Origin of the sequence: Acidiphilium rubrum (genome assembly GCF_900156265.1) — a bacterium.
GTDB classification, from domain to species: domain Bacteria; phylum Pseudomonadota; class Alphaproteobacteria; order Acetobacterales; family Acetobacteraceae; genus Acidiphilium; species Acidiphilium rubrum.
In genome coordinates, this window is record NZ_FTNE01000008.1 from 20,223 (window position 1) to 41,348 (window position 21,126).

Sequence of the window (21,126 nt, forward strand, 5' to 3'; positions counted from 1 at the left end):
GAAGGACCACCACCATGCACGGGTTGATGCCCATTACCGATGCCGCCGAATGGTTCATCGGCTTGTTCCAGGCCGGCGGCAAGGTTTTCGTCGCTTATGTCGTCGGGATCATCCCGACGCTCGTCGTCCTGCTCACCGCCTTCTATGCCCTGACCGCCCTGGTCGGTGAGGACCGCATCCATAATTTCGCGCGGTTCGCCGGCAGATATGCCATCACGCGCTACACGCTGCTGCCGCTGCTCTCGTTGCTCTTCCTGACCAATCCGATGGCCTATACGTTCGGCGTGTTCCTCGAGGAAAAGCACAAGCCGGCGTTCTATGATTCGGCGGTATCATACTGCCATCCGATCACCGCGCTGTTTCCGAATGCCAATGCCGGTGAGTTGTTCGTCTATTACGGCGTGCTGGCCGGCATCCAGAAACTGCATCTGCCGATCGCCAATCTGGCGATCAGGTATTTTCTGGTCGGACTGATCGTCATCTTGATCCGCGGCATCGTGACCGAGCGGATCACGCTGTTCCTGGCGCGTCGCCAGGGTGTCGAACTGGGCTGAACCGAACGAGGGAGACGACCATGACACAAGACAACAAATATCGTGCGGTTCGCGTCTCGGCAGGCCCTGGCGGCTGGGGCGGCCCGCTGATCATCGCGCCGACCGCCGAGCGCGACAAGATCGTGGCGGTTACTGGCGGCGGCATTCCTGAGGTGGCGCGCGAGTTGGCCCGCCTGACCGGCGGCGAGGCGGTTGATGGATTTCGCCTGGCACCACCGGAAAGCGAGATCGCGGCCGTGGTGATCGATTGCGGCGGCACCGCCCGGTGCGGCGTGTATCCGCGCAAGAAAATGCTGACCATCAATCTGACGCCGGTCGGCCAATCCGGCCCGCTGGCGCAGTTCATCACCGAAGACCTCTATGTCTCGGGTGTCACGACGAAATCGCTGACCCCGATCGAGGGCGGCACCATCGCCCTGGAGCGCCCGGCATCCCCCGCGATGGCCAGCCCGTTCGAGACGACGGCGGCAGCGGCGATCCCGATGGGCGGGGGCGGGTTTACCGGATTTATCGCGCAGATCGGCCGGTTCATGGGCCGCGTGGTTGGCATTTTGTTCGCCAGTGGCCGCAAATCGATCGACCAAGTGATCCGCAACATCCTGCCGTTCATCGCCTTCGTCACCATGCTTGTCGGCATCATCGATGCGACCGGCTTGGGCAAGGTGATCGCGCATCTGCTGACACCTCTGGCCGGCGGGCTGCCGGGGTTGCTCGTGCTGTCGGTGATCTGCGGCCTGCCCTTCCTGTCGCCGGTGCTGGGCCCGGGAGCGGTGATTGCGCAGGTGGTCGGCGTGCTGGTGGGCACCCAGATCGCGGAGGGGCATATCCCGCCGCAATTCGCTTTGCCGGCCCTGTTCGCCTATGACACGCAGGTTGGCTGCGACTTTATCCCGGTCGGCCTGTCGCTCGGTGAAGCGAAGCCGCGAACGGTCGAAATCGGTGTGCCTGCGGTGCTGCTGAGCCGCCAGATTACCGGGCCGATCGCCGTGTTACTCGGCTGGGCGTTCAGCTTCGGCATGTATTGAGGAGCGTATCATGGAGGTTCTGTACCGCAGCACGATTGCCGACATCGGGCCCGAGGTGGCGGAGCTGCTGGAAGGCGGGCTGCTCATCCTGTTCCAGGTCGGCGCACCGCCGGAACTTGCGGAAATCTCGGTCATCCACGCGCCGGGGGTGACAGAAAGCACCGCCGAGCCGCAGGTGTCCGACATCGTACGGTTCGGCGGAAGCGAAGCGAGGATTACCGCGATGGGCCCGCGCAGCTGGGCGAAGGCCCGCGACCTCGGGCATATCACGTTCAGCTTCGGCGGCGCACCCAGCGCCGATCGTCCCGGCGAGATCTGCGTCACCGCGATCCCGCATGACGAGCTCTGGACCGCGCTGGTGCCGGGGACGCAACTCGAGATCCTGCGCGCCTGACGTTTGGTCGATGCAAGGCCGTTGCATGGAAGCGACACGCCTCGCCTTGACGTGATCTGGTTCCGGGCTTAGCGAACATTTGTTCAGAACGGCCGATTTCGCTTCGGCCGCGAACATCGCACGACTGGAAAAGTTAAGTTAACATGACGTTTGCTCTCATCGTCGCTGCAGGACGCGGACAGCGCCTGAGCGGGCCGATTCCCAAGCAGTACCGGCTGCTGGACGGCAGCCCGATCATTCGTCACACTGTGGCGGCGTTCCGGCGCAATCAGGCGATCAGCGGCGTTCAGGTAGTGATCCACCCCAACGACATCGATCTCTATCAGCGTGCAACGGAAGGGCTGAACCTGCCCCCGCCCCTGATCGGCGGCAATTCCCGCCAGGAATCGGTCCGGCTCGGGCTCGAAGGACTGGCGCGCGAGGCGCCGGAGACGATTATCATTCACGATGGCGTGCGCCCCTTCGTCGAGCAGGAAACCATCGGCGCCGTGATCGACGCGCTGGACCGCACGCCCTGCGCGATCGCCGGCGTGCCGCTGGCCGATACGCTCAAATTCTGCGGTGAGGACAAGGTTCTGAAAACCGTCGAGCGCACCAATCTGTGGCGCGCGCAGACGCCGCAGGCGTTCCGGTTCCGCGATATTCTCGCCGCCCACCGGCGCGTCTACCTCGCTAACCCGCTCGCCCAGGATTTCACCGACGATGCGGCGATCGCCGAGGCGGTCGGGCTCGAAATCGAGATGGTGCGCGGCACCGAGGATAATTTCAAGATCACAACGGAGCACGACCTCGACCGCGCCGAAGTGATCATGCAGCGCGGCCATCGGGAAATTCATTCCGGCTGGGGATTCTCGACCGAGAATCTGGTTGCCGCCAGCCCGGCCGAAAACCCGACCATCATGATCTGCGGCATTCCGGTGGTGCTCGATGCCGGCGTGCGCACATCCGGCGGTTCGGATGTCGGGCTGGATGCGATCACCTCGGCGATTCTGGGCACGGTCGGCGGCATCGGCGTCGATCTGGCCGATGGCCGCGCCTTGCCGAGCCGGCGCTTCGCGAATTCGGAGAATTTGATCCGCGAGGCGGTTTCGGTCGTCGCGATGGCCGGCGGGCGGATCGAGCATGTCGATCTGACGGTGATTTCCGACTTCAAGAGCGTGCTCGACCGTCAGGCGATGATGGTGCAGCGGACGGCTGATCTCCTATCGACCGGTTGCCGTTCGATCTCAATCAAGCACGCCTTCATCGACGATCTCGGGTTCACCTTTCGGCGCGAGGTGATTTCGACCCAATGCATCGCAACGGTCAATTATCCGCGCGATCGGGATTTCTAGCCGTCTATAGCCGCGACTCAATCCCGAATGGGGCTGAGCGGCGCGCCCATCCGCGCCGCGATCTGCTCGATACTGATGCCGGGGGCGGCCTCGCGCAGCACGAAGCCGTCCGGCGTGACATCGATCACCGCGATATCGGTATAGACGCGGCTGACCGTGCCGAGCGCGGTCAGCGGATAGGTGCAACGTTCGACCAACCGTGGCGTGCCATCCCGCGCGGCGTGTTCCATCAGGACCCAGACGCGCTTGGCGCCGGCACCGAGGTCCATCGCGCCGCCGACCGCGGGGGCTTCGCCGGCGCGGCCGGTCGACCAGTTGGCGAGATCGCCATTGGCACCGACCTGATAGCCGCCGAGCACACACAGATCGAGATGACCGCCGCGAATGATGGCGAAACTATCGGCCTGGCCGACGATCGCGGCACCCGGGCGCAGCGTGATCGGCTGCTTGCCGGCGTTGATCAGCCAGGGATTCTCCTGCCCCGCGGGCGGTAGCGGGCCGACGCCGAGAATGCCGTTTTCCGAGTGGAACATCACCTCGCGCTCGATCGGTACGAAATTCGCGATCAGCGTGGGCAGGCCGATGCCGAGATTGACCGCCCAACCCTCCGGAATATCGGCCGCGACGCGGTCTGCCATGTCGCGGCGCGACCAGCCGGCAAGCGCTGTCATGCCGATCCTCCTGCAATGAACACCCGCTGCACGAACAGACCGGGCGTGACGATGGTTTCCGGGGCGAGCGTGCCGAGGTCGCGTCGGTGATGGGCGAGCGCGATGGTGACGCCCGCGGCAGTCGCCATGATCGGGTTGAAATTACGCCCTGCCGCGTTGTAGGTCAGGTTACCCCAGCGGTCGGCCTCCCACGCCTCGATCAGCGCGAAATCGGCGGACAACGCATATTCCAGCACACAGGCCCGGCCATCGATGGTACGGACTTCCTTGCCGGCGGCAAGTTCGGTGCCGGCCGCGGTGGGGGTGAAAAACGCCGGCACACCGGCCCCGGCGGCGCGGATGCGCTCGGCCAGCGTGCCTTGCGGCACCAGTTCGAGATCGATCCTGCCCTCGGCATAGAGCGTGTCGAACGCGGTTTTGCTCGTGGCGCGCGGGTAGGAACAAATCACCTTGGTAATGGCACCCTGGGCGATCAGTTTCGGCAGGCCGCCGAAATCACCGCCGGCATTGTTGGCGATGATGGTGAGGTGGCGCAACCCGCGCTCGCCCAGCGCATCGACCAGCAGATGCGGCTGGCCGACGGCACCGAAACCGCCGACCATGATGGTGGCACCATCGCCGATGCCGTCGAGCGCTGCCTCGATCGAGGGGACGAATTTATCGATCATGGCGTCAGACGCGCTCGATCAGCACGGCGATGCCCTGGCCGACGCCGATGCACATGGTCGCGATCGCGCGCCTGCCGCCCTGCGCCTCCAGCGCCCGCAGCGCGGTGCCGGCGATCCGCGCGCCGGATGCGCCGAGCGGATGGCCGAGCGCGATGGCGCCGCCATGCGGGTTGACCCGTGCATCGTCATCGGCGAGGCCGAGTTGGCGCGTCACCGCGAGCGCCTGGCTGGCGAAGGCCTCGTTCAATTCGATGATATCGATATCGCTGATAGCGAGCCCGGTGCGCGCCAGCAGTTTTTCGGTGGCCGGGGCCGGGCCGATACCCATGATGCGGGGCGCGACGCCGGCGGTGGTCATCGCGATGATGCGACCGCGCGGCGTCAGGCCGTGGGTGTGCGCCGCCGCCTCGCTGGCAATGATCAGCGCCGCCGCGCCATCGTTCACGCCCGACGCATTGCCAGCGGTAACGGTGCCCGGCGTGCGGAACGGGGTTTTCAGAGCGGCGAGACCTTCGAGCGTGGTGTCCGGCCGTGGGTGTTCATCCGTGCCGAACAGTGTTTCGCCCTTGCGTGATTTCAGCGTGACGGGGGTGATTTCGCCCGCCAGAAATTCCGCCGCCGCCGCGCATTTCCGCTGGCTGCGATAGGCGAACAAATCCTGATCCGCCCGGCTGACCGCGAAATCCGCCGCGACGTTCTCGCCGGTTTCCGGCATCGGCTCGACGCCGTATTGCGCGCGCAAGCCAGGGTTGGGGAAGCGCCAGCCGATCGTGGTGTCGAATATCTCGGCGGTGCGGCCGAACGCTTCGCTGCTCTTGGCCATCACGAAGGGCGCGCGGGTCATGTTTTCAACACCACCGGCGATGATCAGATCGGCCTCGCCGGCGCGGATCGCGCGGGCGGCGGTACCGACCGCATCGAGCCCAGAGCCGCACAGCCGGTTGATCGTGGCACCGGGCACCGCGATCGGCAGGCCGGCCAGCAGCAGCGCCATGCGCGCGACGTTTCGGTTATCCTCGCCCGCCTGATTGGCGCAGCCGAGCAAGACCTCGTCGATCCGCCGCGGGTCGATCCGCGGGTTGCGGGCCAGCAGCCCGCGCAGCGGCACGGCCGCCAGATCATCGGCCCGCACACCGGACAACGCGCCGCCATAGCGGCCGAACGGGGTGCGGATATAATCGCAGATGAAGGCTTCAGGCATCGCTGGCCACTCCCGGAAAACCGCTTTTTGCGGGGCTGGCGCGCCGATGTCCAGACGCCCGCACCAGCCATGCGGTTCACGCCCGCGCCGATTTGCTATAAGCGCGCGGCCATCACCCTGACCACCGAGGACGCATGATACGCCTGGATAGCATCAGCAAGCAGAACGGCCAGCGCCTGGTCTTCATCGAGGCGTCGGCCGCACTCCAACGCGGCGAGAAGATCGGGCTGGTCGGGCCGAACGGCGCGGGCAAGACCACGCTGTTCCGCATGATCACCGGACAGGAGGAGCCCGATGAAGGGCAGATCCTGGTCGATCGGGGCGTCAGCATCGGCCTGTTCAGCCAGGATGTCGGCGAGATGGCTGGGCGCAGCGCGGTGGCCGAGGTGATGGACGGCGCGGGTGCGGTCAGCGAAGTGGCTGCCGAATTGGCGACGCTGGAAACCGCGATGGCGGACCCGGATCAGGCGGACCGGCTGGACGCCATCATCGAGCGGTTCGGCGATGTGCAGGCCCGCTTCGAGGAATTGGGAGGCTATGCGCTCGATGGCCGCGCGCGTGAAGTGCTGGACGGGCTGGGGTTCAGCCAGGAAATGATGGAGGGCGATGTCGGCAAGCTCTCGGGCGGCTGGAAGATGCGCGTCGCCCTCGCGCGGATCTTGCTGATGCGCCCGGATGTGATGCTGCTTGATGAGCCGAGCAACCATCTGGACCTCGAAAGCCTGATCTGGCTGGAGCAGTTTCTCGCAGGCTACGACGGCGCGCTGCTCATGACATCGCATGATCGCGAATTCATGAACCGCGTGATCAACAAGGTGATCGAGATCGATGGCGGCAGCCTGACCGAGTTTTCCGGCGATTACGGATTCTACGAGCAGCAGCGCGCCTTGAACGAAAAACAGCAGCAGGCGCAGTTCGACCGCCAGAAGGCGATGTTGGCGAAGGAAATCAGTTTCATCGAGCGGTTCAAGGCGCGTGCCTCGCATGCCGCCCAGGTGCAGAGCCGGGTGAAAAAACTCGAAAAGATCGACCGCGTCGAGCCGCCGAAGCGCCGGCAGACGGTGGTGTTCGAGTTCCCGCAGGCGCCGCGCTCGGGCGATACCGTGGCCGCGCTACGCGGCGTGCACAAGCGCTACGGCAGCCGGGTCATCTACGACGGGCTGGATTTGCTGGTGCGCCGGCGCGAGCGGTGCTGCGTGCTCGGCGTGAACGGCGCGGGCAAATCGACTTTGCTGAAACTGGTGACCGGCACCACCGAACCCGATGAAGGATCGGTCACGCTCGGCGGTTCGGTCAAGCTCGGCTATTTCGCCCAGCACGCGATGGACATGCTCGATGGCGACCGCAGCGTGTTCGAAACGCTCGATCGCGCGTTTCCCCAGGCCAACCAGGGCGCGCTGCGCACGCTGGCCGGCGCGTTCGGGTTTTCGGGCGACGAGATCGACAAACCCTGCCGCGTGCTGTCCGGCGGCGAAAAGGCACGGCTGGTGATGGCGCTGATGCTGTATGATCCGCCGAATTTCCTGGTGCTCGACGAGCCGACCAATCATCTGGACATTGCGACCAAGGAAATGTTGATCGCGGCGCTCGCGCAATACGAGGGCACGATGCTGTTCGTCTCGCACGATCGGCATTTTCTGGCCGCGCTGTCGAACCGGGTGCTCGAACTGACGCCGGATGGGATTCACCAATACGGCGGCGGCTACACCGAATATGTCGCACGGACCGGGCACGAGGCCCCGGGATTGCACGCAGGATGAGCGCGCCAGCGCGACACCCGACCAGCGCGCCCGCGCGACGCAGGATCGTGCTGCTCGGCGCGACCGGCACGATCGGCCGCGCGACGCTGCGCGCCCTCGTCTCGCGCGGTGATGAAGTCGTGTGTTTTGTCCGCGCAGGGGCGGATGTCACGCCGCTGCACAGTGCGACGATTCGCACCGTCGATGTCTCCGATGCAAGCGCCCTCGCGCGCGGCGGGTTTTGCGGCGAGCGGTTCGATGCCGTGATATCGTGCATGGCATCGCGCACCGGCGCGCCGCGCGATGCCTGGGCGATCGATCATCGCGCCCATCTCGCCGTGCTCGCGGCGGCCAAGGCGGCGGGCGTCGGTCAGTTCGTGCTGCTGTCGGCAATCTGCGTGCAAAAGCCGCTGCTCGCGTTCCAGCACGCCAAGCTCGCCTTCGAGCAGGCGCTGGTGGAGTCGGGCCTGACCTATTCGATCGTGCGGCCGACCGCTTTTTTCAAATCATTGTCCGGGCAGATCGCGCGGGTGCGCCGGGGCAAGGCGTTCCTGCTGTTCGGCGATGGCAGGCTCACCGCGTGCAAGCCGATCAGCGATGGCGATCTCGCGACCTATCTGGTCGATTGCCTGTACGACGAGGCGCGCTGGAACCGCGTTCTGCCGATCGGCGGCCCCGGTGCCGCGATCACGCCGCGCGAGCAGGGCGAATTCCTGTTCGCGCGGCTGCGCCAGGCGCCACGCTTCCGTCAGGTGCCGGTGGGCTTGCTCGATGGCATCATCGGCGTCCTCGGCACCGCCGGATTGGTCGTGCCCGCGCTAGCGGCCAAGGCCGAACTCGCGCGGATCGGCCGCTATTACGCCACGGAATCGATGCTGGTGCTCGACCCCGCGACCGGACGTTACGATGCGCAGGCAACCCCCTCGACCGGGAGCGAAAGATTGTTCGATTACTACGATCAGGTCCTCGGCGGCGCGCCCGTGGCGGCGCTGGGGGATCATGCCGTGTTCTGAAGTGGCTGCAAGAAGAGGCCTGCTTTTTTGTAAAAAAGCAGCAAAAAACTTTTGGGAATTTGGTGCGGTGGCGGTTTGACCGGTACGGATCACCGCAGGAATTATGCTTGACGGCGACTGCGGTCTGCCCCTAGTCTGACCGCTCAGGCAATAGAGCCTGTTTGAAATTTGGCAGACCAGCCCTCGTTCTAGCGCATCACGCGCCGGACCGGGGGTTTTTTGTTTGCCGCATCGGGATCGGATCACGCGCTTGGCCACACTGAAACTGCCCTCGATCAACCAGTTGCACGAAGTCGCCGCCGAACTGGGCATGACCATGACCGATGGCGACATGGCACAGCATCGCGCCGCGCTCGAAAGCGGGTTCGCCGCCTATAACCTGATCGATCAACTGCCGGATGAACTGCCATCAGTCCGCTACGCCCGCACACCGGGATACCGGCCCACCGCCGCCGATAACAAATATGGCGCATGGTACGTCAAGACCACGATCGAAGGTGCGCCGAGCGGCAAGCTCAAGGGCAAGGCGGTCGCGATCAAGGACAACATTATGGTCGCCGGCGTGCCGATGATGAACGGATCATCCACACTCGAAGGCTATGTGCCCGATGTCGATGCGACGGTGGTGACCCGCATTCTCGATGCCGGCGGCACCATCGTCGGCAAAACGGTCTGTGAGCAATTCTGTTTTTCGGGTGGCTCGCACACCGCGAGTTCCGGCCTGGTGCATAATCCACACAAAATGGGCTACGCGGCCGGCGGGTCGAGTTCGGGCAGCGCCGTTGTCGTTACGACCGGCGAAGTCGCGATGGCGCTGGGTGGCGATCAGGGCGGCTCGATCCGCATGCCGGCAGGCTGGTGCGGCATCTACGGCATGAAGCCCACCCACGGCCTGGTGCCCTATACCGGCATCATGCCGATCGAGACGACGCTCGATCACACCGGGCCGATGACCAACACGGTCGAGGACAACGCCCTGCTGCTCGAAGTGCTGGCCGGGCCGGATGGGCTCGATCCGCGCCAGTATGGCGGCATGAGCAAACCCTATCGCGACGCGATCGGCAAAGGCGCCGCGGGATTGCGGATCGCCGTGGTCGACGAAGGGTTCTGTCACCCGAATTCATCGGCGGCGAGCGATGCGATCGTGCACGAAGCGGCCGAGCGGTTTCGCGGTCTCGGCGCGGTGGTGGAGCGCGTCTCGATCCCGACGCACAGCCTCGGCATGGCGATCTGGCTGCCGATCGGCGCGGAAGGTGCGACGATGCAGATGATGCTCGGCAACGGGTTCGGGTTCAATTGGCAGGGGCTCTATGTCAATTCGCTGCTCGATGCCCATAGCAACTGGCGTGGCCGCGCCGACGAACTCTCCGAGACACTGAAAAACACCATGCTGCTGGGTCATTACATGGTCACCCGGCATCGCGGTCATTATTACGCAAAAGCACAGAATCTGGTGCGTCGCCTGCGCGCCGGCTACGATGCGGTGCTCGCCGACTACGACCTGCTGCTGATGCCCACCCTGCCGATGCCGGCCACCAAACTGCCCGCCGCGGATGCGCCGATCAGCGAGATTCTACAGCGCGGCTTTGAAATGCTCACCAACACCGCGCCGTTCGACTGCACCCACCATCCGGCGATGACGATACCCTGTGGCATGGTCGATGGCCTGCCGATCGGCGCCATGCTGGTGGGCCGAATGTATGACGAAGAAACCATCTACCAGGCCGCCGGGGCGTTTGAGGCCGGGGTCGACTGGAAAGGTCTGACGTGATCTCGATACGATATCATAATTACTGAAAATCACCGCTCGGACGGCTCGATAGGCAATTCAACGTATCGCGCGCCACGCCATCCCGCCTCTATCTGCGCGGAGCGACACGATACTGACCGCATTCGATCGTTCATCACGGCTCGCGACTTCATTCGGATATTCAGGAGACAAAAATGGTTCTGACTCGCCGCGCAATTCTCAAATCCAGCGCAGCCGTGCCGCTCGCGGCACCGTTCATCGGCAGTGCAATGGCGGCCGCACCGATCAAGGTCGGCTCGCTGGTCGATCTGTCCGGCCCTCTCGGCACCACCGGACAGCCGATGCTGGACGCACTGAAAATCGCGGTCGAGGCGCACAACAAGGCGGGCGGCCTCCTCGGCCGGCAGATCGATCTGATCAACTACGACACGCAATCCTCGATCCAGCTCTATTCGCAATATGCCCAGGCGCTCGCTTTGAAAGATCGCGTCGATGTCGTGCTCGGCGGCATCACGTCGGCCTCACGCGAGGCGATTCGCCCGGTGTTCGATCGATACAAGGTGCTCTATTTCTACAACACGTTCTACGAAGGCGGCGTGTGCGACCGCGACATTTTCTGCACCGGTACCACACCGGCGCAGACCGTGCAGAAACTGGTGTCCTACGCCACGAAAACCTGGGGCAAGAAAGTCTATATCATCGCGGCCGATTATAATTACGGTCATATCACCGCGAAATGGATGACCAAATACACCCAAGATGACGGCGGCACGGTCATGGCGACCGAGTTCTTCCCGCTCGATGTCACCAATTTCAATGCAACGATCAGCAAGATCCAGAGCGAAAAGCCCGACCTCATCCTGTCGGCGCTGGTGGGTTCGAACCATACCGCCTTCTATCGCCAGTGGGGCGCGGCCGGCATGAGCGGCAAGATCCCGATTGCGTCCACCACGTTTGGGATCGTCAACGAAATGGCGACGCTTCAGGCCAAGGAGAGCAACGGCATCATCACAGCGTTCGGCTATTACCAGGAGTTGCAGACACCGGCGAGCGTTGCGTTCGTCGATGCAATCCACAAACAATTCGGCGCCGGCGTTCCCTACATCGGCGAACCCGCAGCCTGCACCTATGAGGCATTCAACCTCTGGGCCGAAGCGGTCAAGAAATCCGGCACGGTCACCCGGATGCCGGTGATCAAGGCGCTCGATTCCGGCCTGAGTTTCGATGGTCCGACCGGCAAGGTCACGATCGATCCGGCGACCCAGCATTGCATCCGCAATGTCTATCTCGCCAAGGCGGTCGACAAGAAATGGGATGTGTTCAAGACTTTCCCGAATCAGACGCCGAGCGACACAGCCTCGGTCTGCAATCTGATCAAACATCCCAATATCGACAAGCAATTCGTGATTGATGTCAAGACCAAAGCCTAGGGACAAGCACATGGCGTTGCTCGGTCTTATCCTGTTCAACATCATCAACGGCATCGCTGTTCTCGTGCTGATCAGTATCGGGCTCGCCGTGATTTACGGCATGATGCGGATCATCAATCTCGCACACGGCGAATTCCTGATGCTCGGCGCCTACGCGACGGTGCTGAGCACCAATGCCGGCGTCAATCTATGGGTGTCGATTCTCATCGTCTCGCCCATCGTGGTCGGGCTGTTCGGCCTGCTGGTCGAACGCTGCATCATCCGGTTCCTGTACGGCAGGCTGATCGACACGATGCTGGCAACCTGGGGCCTCAGCCTGTTCATGATCGGCGGCATCACCACGCTGTTCGGCACCACGGTCGAGGGGGTTTCGGCACCGCTCGGTGCCTTCAACATCGGGCCGTATCACGCAAGCCTCTACAGCGTGTTCAGCATCGCGGTCGCCGCCGCCATGCTGGGCGGCGTTTGGAGCGTGCTGCGCTTTACCAAATTCGGCCTGATCGTGCGGGCAACCATGCAGAACCCGCCAATGGCCGCCGCGCTGGGCGTCGCACCTAACCGCATCTACATGCTCACCTTCGCGCTCGGCGCGGCGCTCACCGGGCTCGCCGGCGGCGTGCTGGCACCGGTCGCGGGCGTCGCACCCGGCATGGGGGCGGCCTATATCGCCAAGGCGTTCATCACCGTGATCGGCGGTGGTGCCGCAATCGTCACAGGCAGCGGCCTGGCCTCGGCCCTGTTCGGCACGATCGACCAGATCGTTACATTCCAGACCACGCCGGTGATCGGTCAGGTCGCGTTGCTGATCGCGGCGATCATCATGATCCGCATTCTGCCGCAAGGTATCACCGGGCGGTTCTTTCGGAGGAGCCTATGAGCCCGCTGTTCACCGGCCGCGCCGGGTTTGCATTGGTGATCGCGGCGGGCGTGATCGTCACGATCGCCCTGCCGCTGATCGATGGCATGTTCGGCCTGGTGCAGGCCACGGTGTTCATCGCCATGGCCGTGCTGGCGCTCAGCCTCGGCTTCATCTGGGGCTTCGGCGGCATCATGTGTTTTGGCCAATCCGCCTTTTTCGGGCTCGGCGGCTATGCCTATGCCATTGCCGCGATCGATTTCGGCGGATCGAGCTGGGCGGTCCTGCTGGCGATTGCGGTACCGGCGGCGTTTGCCGCAATGCTCGGATATTTCATGTTCTATGGCCGGATCAGCGATGCCTATATGGGCGTGATCACGCTGACCGTCGCGGTTATCCTGTATAACGTGATGAACTCGACCTCGGGTTCGCAATACCACATCGGCGCCGCCGAACTCGGCGGCTTCAACGGTATGCCTTCGGTGCCGCCGATCAACCTGCCGGGCGATCCTTCGGCAGCGCTGAGCCCACTCCAGTTTTTTATCCTCAGCATGATCCTGCTGATGGCCGTGTATACCGGCTTGCGGCTGCTGCTCGCCAGCCGGTTCGGCCGGGTGCTCGTCGCCATCCGCGAAAACGAGACCAGGGCGATGCTGCTCGGCTATGATCCACGCTTCTACAAACTCGTCGCCTTCGCCATCGGCGGCGGCATTGCCGGTCTCTCCGGTTGCCTCTTCACCAACTGGGGCGGCTTCATCAGCCCGACCGCCTTCAGCCTCGCGCAATCGGCCCAGATCATCATATTCGTCCTGCTCGGCGGCATCGGCACATTGCTGGGGCCGATCATGGGCGCCGTGGCGATCGAATATCTGATCACCCTCACCGGCACGCAACATCGTTTTGATGCCAATCTGATTTTGGGTGTCATTCTGCTCGGCTTCGTCTTGCTGGTGCCACAGGGGGTGGTGCCGGCCATCGCCGCGCAACTCGCGCGCGTCATTCCGGCGCGCAGGCGGGCAGGCGCATCGTCACAGACGGTGACGGCACCATGAGCGGCACGGCTTTGCTGCAGGCGAGCGGCGTGAGCAAGCGGTTCGGCGGCGTCACCGCGGTCGATACCGTCGATTTCAGCCTCGCCGAGGGCGAATTGCGCTGCCTGATCGGGCCGAACGGCGCCGGCAAGAGCACGTTCTTCAAGCTACTGACCGGCCAGTTGGCCCCCAGCACGGGGACGATCAAATTCCGTGGTCACGACGTGACCCACGCAAAAACGCACGAGATCGCGCGGCTCGGCGTCGGCATCAAGACGCAGATCCCCAACGTGTTCAACGGCCTGATCGTCCGCGAAAACCTCTATGTCTCGGCCATCCGGATCAACAAGCCGGCCCGTGCGCGCGCCATCGTCGATGAGGTGCTGGCAAGATTGGCCCTGACCGACATCGCGGATCGCCTGGTCGGCGTGCTCGCCCACGGCCAGCGCCAATGGGTCGAAATCGGCGCGGTGCTCGCCCAGGAACCCGACCTCATCCTGCTCGACGAACCGGCCGCGGGCATGACGCATGAGGAAGTCGCCAGGACTGCGCAATTGATCCGCGAAATCAACCGTACCAAGGCGCTCATCGTCGTCGAGCACGACATGCAGTTCATCCGCATGATCGCCAAGCAAGTCACGGTGTTCAACCAGGGCAGAATTCTAGTGGAAGACAACGTCGAACACGTGCTGGCCAACCAGGCGGTGCGCGATGTCTATCTCGGAAAAAGGGCAGCATGATGCTGGATGTTTCAGGTCTCTGCGCGGGCTACGGCCAGATCCCGATCCTCACCGGCATCGATCTTGCCGTGAGTCCCGGTGGTTTCGTCGGCGTGCTCGGCCATAACGGCATGGGCAAGACCACGCTGCTGAAGGCATTGATGGGATACCTGCCCGCCACCGCCGGGCGCGTGCGGTTCGACGGGACGGACATCACCCATTTGCCACCCGCAAGCCGGGCAAAACTCGGTCTCGGCTATGTGCCGCAGGGCCGCGACATTTTCTCATCGCTCAGCGTCCATGAAAATCTGCGAATGGGCTGCCTGCTCGCCAAAACCGATGAATCTACCACGATCGAACGGGTCCTGAGCGATTTCCCCCGCCTGACCCGCCTGCTGGATCGGCCCGGCGGCGCGCTGTCGGGCGGCGAGCAGCAATTGCTCGCGCTGGCGCGCTGCCTGTGCGGCAGCCCCAAACTTATCCTGCTCGATGAGCCGACCGAGGGAATTCAACCATCGATCGTCGATGAAATCATCGAAACGCTGCACAAGCTGCGCCAGACCCAGGCGCTGACCATGATCCTGGTCGAGCAGGATCTGCATTTCATCGCCGACCTCGCCGATACCGTGCTGATCATCCAGAAAGGCACGATCACGCGCGAAGTCACACCCCAGCAAATCTCCGACCCCGCGCTGATCGCGGAATTCGTCGGCATGGGGCCATAGCACCCAGCCACCGCCCCAGTTCCACAGCGCTACCCCGCCCCGTCGGACCCGCCCCCGGCCGAGCGTGCGGGCGCGCTGCATCGGCCGGTCGCCACGCGCTTGCCGGTCCGCCCATCCACCATCATCGGCACCACCTCCGCCACGGTCTGCCGATCGACCAGCACGACGCTCGGCCCTTCCGGTGCGAAATGCTTGTTGCCCCAGGCCAGCAACGCCGACAGCACCGGCCGGAAATCCCGGCCGCGTTCGGTCAGCACATAGTCGTAGCGCGGCGGATGCTCGCTGTAGCGTTGCTTCTCCAGCAAGCCGGACTCCACCAGCGCATGCAACCGCCGTGTCAGCATGTTCGGCGCGATATCCAGATTTTTCTGAAACTCATCGAACCGCTTCAGGCCATGAAAGGCATCACGCAAAATCAGAATGCTCCACCACTCACCCACCCGCTCCAGGCTGCGGGCGATCGGGCATTGCAAACTGCCGAAACTCTTGCGCCGCATCGAATTTCGATCCTTTCACTTTCGCGCGGATGCTTGTAGCCTTGTCACTATTATGATGCAAGTGATAAGGTAAGACCAGCATGATTGAGGAACAGGCGATGAGCGACGAAACCCAAACCCCAACTGGGCTCGAACAACTACGCGCGCTGATCGCCGCCGGCAAAATGCCGGGGATCGGCCGCACGATGGGGTTCGACCTAGTCGAGGTAGCGGAAGGTCACGTGGTGTTCGAGGGTCATCCAGGCCGCGAGGTCTATAACCCGATCGGCACGGTGCACGGCGGCTACGCGGCGACGCTGCTCGATTCCGCTTGCGGTTGCGCGGTGCATTCCCGGCTGAGCCCGTCGCAGGCGTATTCGACGCTGGAACTCAAAGTGGCTTATCACCGGGCGCTGACCGCCGAAACCGGGGTGGTTCGGGCTACCGGCACCGTGGTATCCATCGGCCGCCGCGCTGCCTTTGCTGAAGCGCGGCTGACCGATGCGGCGGGCAAGCTCTATGCCTCGGCGACATCCACCCTGATCGTGATGGAGCGGTAAACCATGGCCATGAAAATCCTGGTGGTCGGCGCCGGCAGTATCGGCGGCTATTTCGGCGGCCGGTTGACCGAGGCCGGGGCCGACGTGACCTTTCTGGTGCGCCCCGCACGCGCCACAGCGCTCAGGCGCACCGGTCTGGTGATCAAAAGTGCGCGCGGCGACTATCACCACAAGTCACCAAAGCTGGTGGACGCAGCATCCCTCACCGCCGATTTCGATCTGATCCTGCTCAGCTGCAAAGCCTACGATCTGACCGGCGCCATCGCCGATTTCGCTCCAGCCGTCGGGCCGGATACGCTGATCCTGCCGCTGCTGAACGGCATCAGCCATCTCGACGATCTGGACCGCGCGTTCGGTGCCGCGCGCGTCCTCGGCGGCCAATGCGTCATTTCGACCGTGCTCGACCCTGAAGGGCGGATCGTGCATTTGAACGAGATCGAGTCGCTGACCTTCGGTGCCCGCGATCCCAGCCAGATAGAGCGGGTCAGCGCCATCACCACGGTGTTTGCCACCGCGCGGTTCGCGACGCAGCGCAGCGACACGATCATGCAGGACATGTGGGAGAAGTTCGTCTTCATCACGTCACTGGCCGGCATCACCTGCCTGATGCGTGCAACGATCGGCGACATCGTGGCCGCCGGTGGCGATACCATCGCCCTCGCGCTGGCCGGCGAGTGCGCCGCGATCGCGGCCAGCCAGGGCTACACCCTGCGCGAACCGGCCCGGCAACGGACCAGCACAGCCCTGACCGCTCCGGGATCGCCGCTGGCCGCCTCGATGCTGCGTGATATCGAACGCTCAGGCCGGATCGAAGCCGATCATATCCTCGGCACCATGCTGGCGCGTTGCCCGCCCGGCGCGGCCGCCCCGGTTCTCAGGATCGCCTATGTCCATGTGAAGAGCTACGAAGCCGGCCGGGCGCACATGATCGAACGAGCGCCCGGATGATCGAACCCTGATCGGTTGCCAACGCATTTCATGGCAGCCGCCCGCCGGCCGTCAGCGGAAAATGGCAGGCGACGGTGCGCCCAGCGGCATCGGCGCTCAGGTTCGGGCGTTCGCCAGCACAGCGCGGCTGAGCGATCGGGCAGCGGGTATGAAACCGGCAGCCCGATGGCGGATTCGCCGGGGATGGCGGCTCGCCCTGCAAGATAGTGCGCGCGGTCTGCGCCAGGGGATCGGGCTCCGGCACCGCTGAAATCAGGGCGGCGGTGTAAGGGTGCGCGGGCTCGTGCAGCACATCATCGGTCGCCCCGATCTCGACGATGGTGCCCAGATACATCACCGCCACGCGATCGGCGATGTGGCGGACCACGCTGAGATCGTGCGCGATGAACACATAGGTCAGCGCCAGCCGCTCCTGCAGATCCGCGAGCAGATTGACGACCTGCGCCTGGATCGAGACATCGAGCGCCGAAACCGGTTCATCCGCCACGATCAGTTTCGGGTTGAGCGCAAGCGCGCGCGCAATGCCGATGCGCTGGCGCTGGCCACCGGAAAATTCATGGGGAAACCGATCGAGATGATCGGGCGCCAGCCCGACCAGCCCCATCAGCTCGGCCAACCGCGCGCGGTTCGCCGCGGCATCGGTCTGACCATGCGCGATCAACGCCTCGGCCAGCAGATCGCCGATCCGCCGGCGCGGATTGAGCGAGGCATAGGGGTCCTGAAACACCATCTGCATGTCCGCGCGCAGCGGGCGCAGCGCGCGCTCGGTCATCGCGGTGATATCGTGCCCGTTGAACAGAATGCGCCCGCCATCCGCATCGTATAACCGCAGCAAGCAGCGGCCGAGGGTCGATTTGCCGCATCCCGATTCACCGACCAGGCCAAGCGTCTCACCCGCAAACACATCGAACGACACATCGTCGAGCGCCTGCACGACCTGCCGCCCGCCGCTCGCGAACCGACTGCCGACGTTGAAATGTTTGGTCAGGTTCCGCACCTGCAGCAGCGGCGGTGCGTCGCTCATGCGGCGCGCGCGTGAAAACAGGCGACGGCGTGGCCGTCGTGGGTGATCAGTGGCGGATGCGCCGCACAAATACCGGTCGCGGCGGCGCAGCGTGGCGCGAAACCGCAGCCGCTCGGCCGATCATGCGGTGCCGGCGGTGCGCCGGGAATCGCCGGCAGGCGCACAAGCCGCGGCCCGCGCAACCGCGGAATCGCCCCCAACAGACCGATCGTATACGGGTGCGCTGGCCGAGCGAACAACGCGCGGGTCGCCCCGGCTTCGGCAATCGCGCCCGCATACATCACCACCACCCGGTCGGCCACCTTCGCGACCACCCCCATGTCATGGGTGATCAGCAGCACCGACGATCCAAACTCGCCGCGCAGCCGCAGGATCAATTCCAGAATCTGCGCCTGCACCGTCACATCCAGCGCCGTGGTCGGCTCATCGGCGATCAACAGCGCCGGATCGCAGGACAGCGCCATGGCGATCATCACGCGCTGGCGCATCCCGCCCGACAATTGATGCGGATAGCGCCCGGCGATGTCGCGCGGCGAGGCGATGCCCATCGCCCCCAGCAGGTCGATCGCGCGGGTGCGCGCCGCCATCCGCCCGGCATTCCGATGCGCCATGATCTGCTCGACGATCTGCGCCCCCACCGTATAGGCGGGCGTCAGCGCCGTCATCGGGTCCTGGAAAATCATGGCAATCGCGCCGCCCCGCAGCGACCGCATGGCCGGCTCCGGCAAGCCCAGCAGATCCTGCCCCCTGAAGCGAACGCTGCCGGTGATCACCGCGTTGGGGTCGGTGATCAACCGCATGATGGCAAGCGCGGTCAGGCTCTTGCCCGAGCCGGATTCACCGACCACCGAGAGAATTTCGCCCGCCTTGACCACGAACGAAACACCCTCAACGATCGGCAATACGCCCTGACCTGTGCGAAACGAAACGCGCAGGTCATCGACCTCGAGCAGCGTCTCACCGTTCATGAGCCATATCCATCACATCTCATCGTTGCATCGCACCAGCATGGCATCCTATCGCGCCCGTGGGTCGATCACGGCATACAGCATATCGACCACGGTATTCGCGACCACGATGAACACCGCCCCATACAGCACCGCCGCCATGATGAACGGCAGGTCCAGATTCTGCAGCGCCTGATAGGTCAATTCGCCGACCCCCGGCAGGCCCGAGACCACCTCGATCAGCAGCGCCCCGCCGCCGGCCAGCAGCCCGAAATCCAACCCGAACATCGACACCAGCGTGATCAGCGACATGCGCAGCGCGTGGCGCAAAATGATCTGGCGTTCCGACAATCCCTTCGCGCGCGCGGTGCGGATATAATCCTCGTTCATCGCCTCGACCAGGTTCGAGCGCAGCACCCGGCCATAGAGCCCGATATAGGTCACCGCCAGCACGGTCCACGGAATCACCAGGCTCTTGAACCAGCCGACCACGCTCACGCTGAGCGGCACATAGCCGAGTGCCGGCACCCAGGAGAACAGCCAGGTGTCGTGATAGCGCGCCTGGGTGATCAGATTGGCGACTTCGGCGAGCCAGAACACCGGCATCGAAACGCCGATCAGGCTGAACAGCATCAGCAGCCGGTCGAGCACGGTATCGCGCGCCCAGGCGGCCAGCACGCCAACCACCAGTGCCGCGATCACCCAGATAATCGCGGCACCGAACACCAGCGACAACGTCACCGGCACGGCCTGCAACACCGCCGGCACCACCTTCTCACCCGGGTTGACGAACGAGGTGAGGTCCTGCGTGACGAACAGATGCTTCATCATCAACACATATTGAACCGGCAACGGTTTATCGAGGCCGAAACTATGGCGCACCGCGGCAAGCGTCGCCGGCGTCGCACCCCGCCCCGCCAGCCGGGCCGCCGGATCGGCGCCGGGGGTCGCGAAAAAAATCAGGAACACCAGCACGCTGATCGAGACCAGCACGAACACCATCTCGCCGAGCCGGCGGACCATCACCAGAATCATCGGTCGGACTTGACGCGCAGCTTCGCGCGCGGATCGAACGCCTCGCGCACGCCATCACCCAGAAAATTCAGCATCACGACGGTGATCATGATGGCGATGCCCGGCGCCAGCGCCACCATCGGCCGCGTGTAGAGCAGCCCCTCGCCATCGAGAATAATGGTGCCCCAGCTCGCCGCCGGCGGCTGCACGCCGATCGACAGAAACGACAGTGCCGCCTCGGTCAGCATGTTCAGCGCCATCATCAGCGGCGCAAACACGATGAGCGTGGTGGTCACGTTGGGCACGATGTCGCGCAACAAAATCCGCCGCCGCGCCACACCGAGGCAGCGGGACGCCAACACGAAATCGCTGCGCGCGAGGCTGATCACCTGCCCGCGGATCGGCCGCGCGACATAAGGCACATAGACCACGCCGATGATGATCACCGGGATCAGCAGACTATCGGCCTGCAGGGTGAAAGGCCCGAGCTTCAAACCATGGCTGATCAGCACGACCGACAGCGAAATCGCCAACATATAGACCGGAAACGCCCACAGCACATCGAGCGCGCGGGCCAGCACGGTATCGACGATGCCACCGCTGAACCCGGCCACCACGCCGACCAGCCCGGCGAGAGCGAGACAGATCAAGGTCGAACCGGTCGCGATCAGCAACGAATTCCGCCCGCCGTACAGCATGCGCGCCGCTACATCGCGCCCCTGATTATCCGCGCCCAGAAAATACTGCGCCCGCCAGGTCGGCCCGATCGGCGTCATCCCAAGCCCGGTCGGCGAGGGCTGCATCACCGGCACCGATTTACCGCCGATCGTGATCTGACCATCGAGGTTAGAGCCGAACGGGTCGGTGTGCGCGACATATTTCGCATAAAGCGGTGCCGCGATGCAGGCCAGCACGACGAGGACCAACACCAGCGCCGCCGCCATCGCGGTGCGGTTCTGCACCAGTTTGCGCAGCGCCGCGCGCCACGGGCCGGATGCCGGCTCGGCCGCGACGCGGGCACCGTCCTCGCTGGTCAAACTCATCGCG

22 protein-coding genes are annotated in these 21,126 nt (G+C 64.3%); 14 read left to right on the plus strand and 8 right to left on the minus strand.

Going from position 1 to position 21,126, the window contains the following annotated elements; all coding sequences use genetic code 11:
• The first annotated feature begins 14 nt into the window (after window positions 1-14).
• The 4 genes from srlA to ispD all read left to right on the plus strand — a co-directional run bounded on the left by srlA (window position 15) and on the right by ispD (window position 3,307).
• Window positions 15-554: a PTS glucitol/sorbitol transporter subunit IIC gene (gene srlA, locus BW994_RS07665; RefSeq protein WP_029310702.1), complete on the plus strand. Its 540-nt coding sequence runs from the start codon at window positions 15-17 to the stop codon at window positions 552-554.
• 20 nt (window positions 555-574) lie between these two features.
• Window positions 575-1,579: a PTS glucitol/sorbitol transporter subunit IIB gene (gene srlE / locus BW994_RS07670; RefSeq protein WP_029310701.1), complete on the plus strand. Its 1,005-nt coding sequence runs from the start codon at window positions 575-577 to the stop codon at window positions 1,577-1,579.
• Between the two features lie 10 nt (window positions 1,580-1,589).
• Complete coding sequence (locus BW994_RS07675) at window positions 1,590-1,973, plus strand: PTS glucitol/sorbitol transporter subunit IIA (RefSeq protein WP_029310700.1); 384 nt, start codon at window positions 1,590-1,592, stop codon at window positions 1,971-1,973.
• A gap of 143 nt (window positions 1,974-2,116) precedes the next feature.
• The gene (gene ispD / locus BW994_RS19600) at window positions 2,117-3,307 is read left to right on the plus strand and encodes a 2-C-methyl-D-erythritol 4-phosphate cytidylyltransferase (protein WP_029310699.1); all 1,191 of its coding nucleotides are present in this window, start codon (window positions 2,117-2,119) and stop codon (window positions 3,305-3,307) included.
• Between the two features lie 17 nt (window positions 3,308-3,324).
• Here the strand turns inward: ispD and BW994_RS07685 are convergent, their stop codons facing one another.
• The 3 genes from BW994_RS07685 to pcaF are packed head-to-tail and all read right to left on the minus strand — an operon-like array spanning window position 3,325 to window position 5,847.
• On the minus strand, window positions 3,325-3,978 hold the full coding sequence (locus BW994_RS07685) for a 3-oxoacid CoA-transferase subunit B (protein WP_029310698.1): 654 nt from the start codon (window positions 3,976-3,978) through the stop codon (window positions 3,325-3,327).
• Window positions 3,975-4,646, minus strand: a complete 672-nt coding sequence (locus BW994_RS07690) for a 3-oxoacid CoA-transferase subunit A (RefSeq protein WP_029310697.1) — start codon at window positions 4,644-4,646, stop codon at window positions 3,975-3,977. Before BW994_RS07690 ends, BW994_RS07685 begins: the two co-directional genes overlap by 4 nt.
• Window positions 4,647-4,650: 4 nt before the next feature.
• Window positions 4,651-5,847 carry a 3-oxoadipyl-CoA thiolase gene (pcaF, locus tag BW994_RS07695; protein WP_029310696.1) on the minus strand — a complete coding sequence of 399 codons (1,197 nt, stop codon included), beginning with the start codon at window positions 5,845-5,847 and terminating at the stop codon, window positions 4,651-4,653.
• Window positions 5,848-5,981: 134 nt separating this feature from the next.
• Between pcaF and BW994_RS07700 the strand changes: the two genes are divergently transcribed.
• The 8 genes from BW994_RS07700 (at window position 5,982) to BW994_RS07735 (ending at window position 15,110) form a co-directional block, all read left to right on the plus strand.
• Window positions 5,982-7,607 (plus strand): ABC-F family ATP-binding cassette domain-containing protein, encoded by a 1,626-nt coding sequence (locus BW994_RS07700; RefSeq protein ID WP_029310695.1) that lies wholly within the window; start codon window positions 5,982-5,984, stop codon window positions 7,605-7,607.
• Entirely contained in the window at window positions 7,604-8,599 is a 996-nt protein-coding gene (locus tag BW994_RS07705; protein ID WP_175612101.1) for an NAD(P)H-binding protein, read from the plus strand. Before BW994_RS07700 ends, BW994_RS07705 begins: the two co-directional genes overlap by 4 nt.
• A gap of 250 nt (window positions 8,600-8,849) precedes the next feature.
• A complete protein-coding gene (locus tag BW994_RS07710) occupies window positions 8,850-10,370 on the plus strand; it encodes an amidase (RefSeq protein WP_029310693.1) in 1,521 nt (506 codons plus the stop codon).
• A 173-nt stretch (window positions 10,371-10,543) separates the two neighbouring features.
• On the plus strand, window positions 10,544-11,779 hold the full coding sequence (locus BW994_RS07715) for an urea ABC transporter substrate-binding protein (protein WP_029310692.1): 1,236 nt from the start codon (window positions 10,544-10,546) through the stop codon (window positions 11,777-11,779).
• Window positions 11,780-11,789: 10 nt separating this feature from the next.
• A complete protein-coding gene (locus BW994_RS07720) occupies window positions 11,790-12,656 on the plus strand; it encodes an ABC transporter permease subunit (RefSeq protein WP_029310691.1) in 867 nt (288 codons plus the stop codon).
• On the plus strand, window positions 12,653-13,687 hold the full coding sequence (locus BW994_RS07725; protein WP_029310690.1) for an ABC transporter permease subunit: 1,035 nt from the start codon (window positions 12,653-12,655) through the stop codon (window positions 13,685-13,687). Before BW994_RS07720 ends, BW994_RS07725 begins: the two co-directional genes overlap by 4 nt.
• Window positions 13,684-14,406, plus strand: a complete 723-nt coding sequence (locus BW994_RS07730; RefSeq protein WP_029310689.1) for an ATP-binding cassette domain-containing protein — start codon at window positions 13,684-13,686, stop codon at window positions 14,404-14,406. The genes BW994_RS07725 and BW994_RS07730 overlap by 4 nt, the downstream gene beginning before the upstream one ends.
• On the plus strand, window positions 14,403-15,110 hold the full coding sequence (locus tag BW994_RS07735) for an ABC transporter ATP-binding protein (RefSeq protein WP_029310688.1): 708 nt from the start codon (window positions 14,403-14,405) through the stop codon (window positions 15,108-15,110). Before BW994_RS07730 ends, BW994_RS07735 begins: the two co-directional genes overlap by 4 nt.
• A 29-nt stretch (window positions 15,111-15,139) precedes the next feature.
• Here BW994_RS07735 and BW994_RS07740 read toward each other — a convergent pair whose 3' ends face one another.
• Window positions 15,140-15,607 carry a winged helix-turn-helix transcriptional regulator gene (locus BW994_RS07740; RefSeq protein ID WP_081848990.1) on the minus strand — a complete coding sequence of 156 codons (468 nt, stop codon included), beginning with the start codon at window positions 15,605-15,607 and terminating at the stop codon, window positions 15,140-15,142.
• 98 nt (window positions 15,608-15,705) lie between these two features.
• On the opposite strand from BW994_RS07740, the gene BW994_RS07745 reads away from it, so the two are divergent.
• Window positions 15,706-16,146, plus strand: a complete 441-nt coding sequence (locus tag BW994_RS07745; protein ID WP_029310686.1) for a PaaI family thioesterase — start codon at window positions 15,706-15,708, stop codon at window positions 16,144-16,146.
• Window positions 16,147-16,149: 3 nt separating this feature from the next.
• Window positions 16,150-17,094, plus strand: coding sequence for a 2-dehydropantoate 2-reductase (panE, locus tag BW994_RS07750; RefSeq protein ID WP_245594046.1), 945 nt, complete (start codon window positions 16,150-16,152; stop codon window positions 17,092-17,094).
• A 28-nt stretch (window positions 17,095-17,122) separates the two neighbouring features.
• On the opposite strand, the gene BW994_RS07755 is transcribed toward panE, so the two are convergent.
• Genes BW994_RS07755 through BW994_RS07780 form a run of 4 tightly spaced genes read right to left on the minus strand, consistent with a single transcriptional unit; the run spans window position 17,123 to window position 21,122 of the window.
• On the minus strand, window positions 17,123-18,118 hold the full coding sequence (locus tag BW994_RS07755) for an ABC transporter ATP-binding protein (RefSeq protein WP_029310684.1): 996 nt from the start codon (window positions 18,116-18,118) through the stop codon (window positions 17,123-17,125).
• A complete protein-coding gene (locus tag BW994_RS18865) occupies window positions 18,115-19,086 on the minus strand; it encodes an ABC transporter ATP-binding protein (protein WP_051657143.1) in 972 nt (323 codons plus the stop codon). Before BW994_RS18865 ends, BW994_RS07755 begins: the two co-directional genes overlap by 4 nt.
• A gap of 48 nt (window positions 19,087-19,134) precedes the next feature.
• Window positions 19,135-20,100 (minus strand): ABC transporter permease, encoded by a 966-nt coding sequence (locus BW994_RS07775; RefSeq protein ID WP_029310682.1) that lies wholly within the window; start codon window positions 20,098-20,100, stop codon window positions 19,135-19,137.
• Entirely contained in the window at window positions 20,097-21,122 is a 1,026-nt protein-coding gene (locus tag BW994_RS07780) for an ABC transporter permease (RefSeq protein WP_029310681.1), read from the minus strand. Before BW994_RS07780 ends, BW994_RS07775 begins: the two co-directional genes overlap by 4 nt.
• Between the last annotated feature and the right edge of the window lie 4 nt (window positions 21,123-21,126).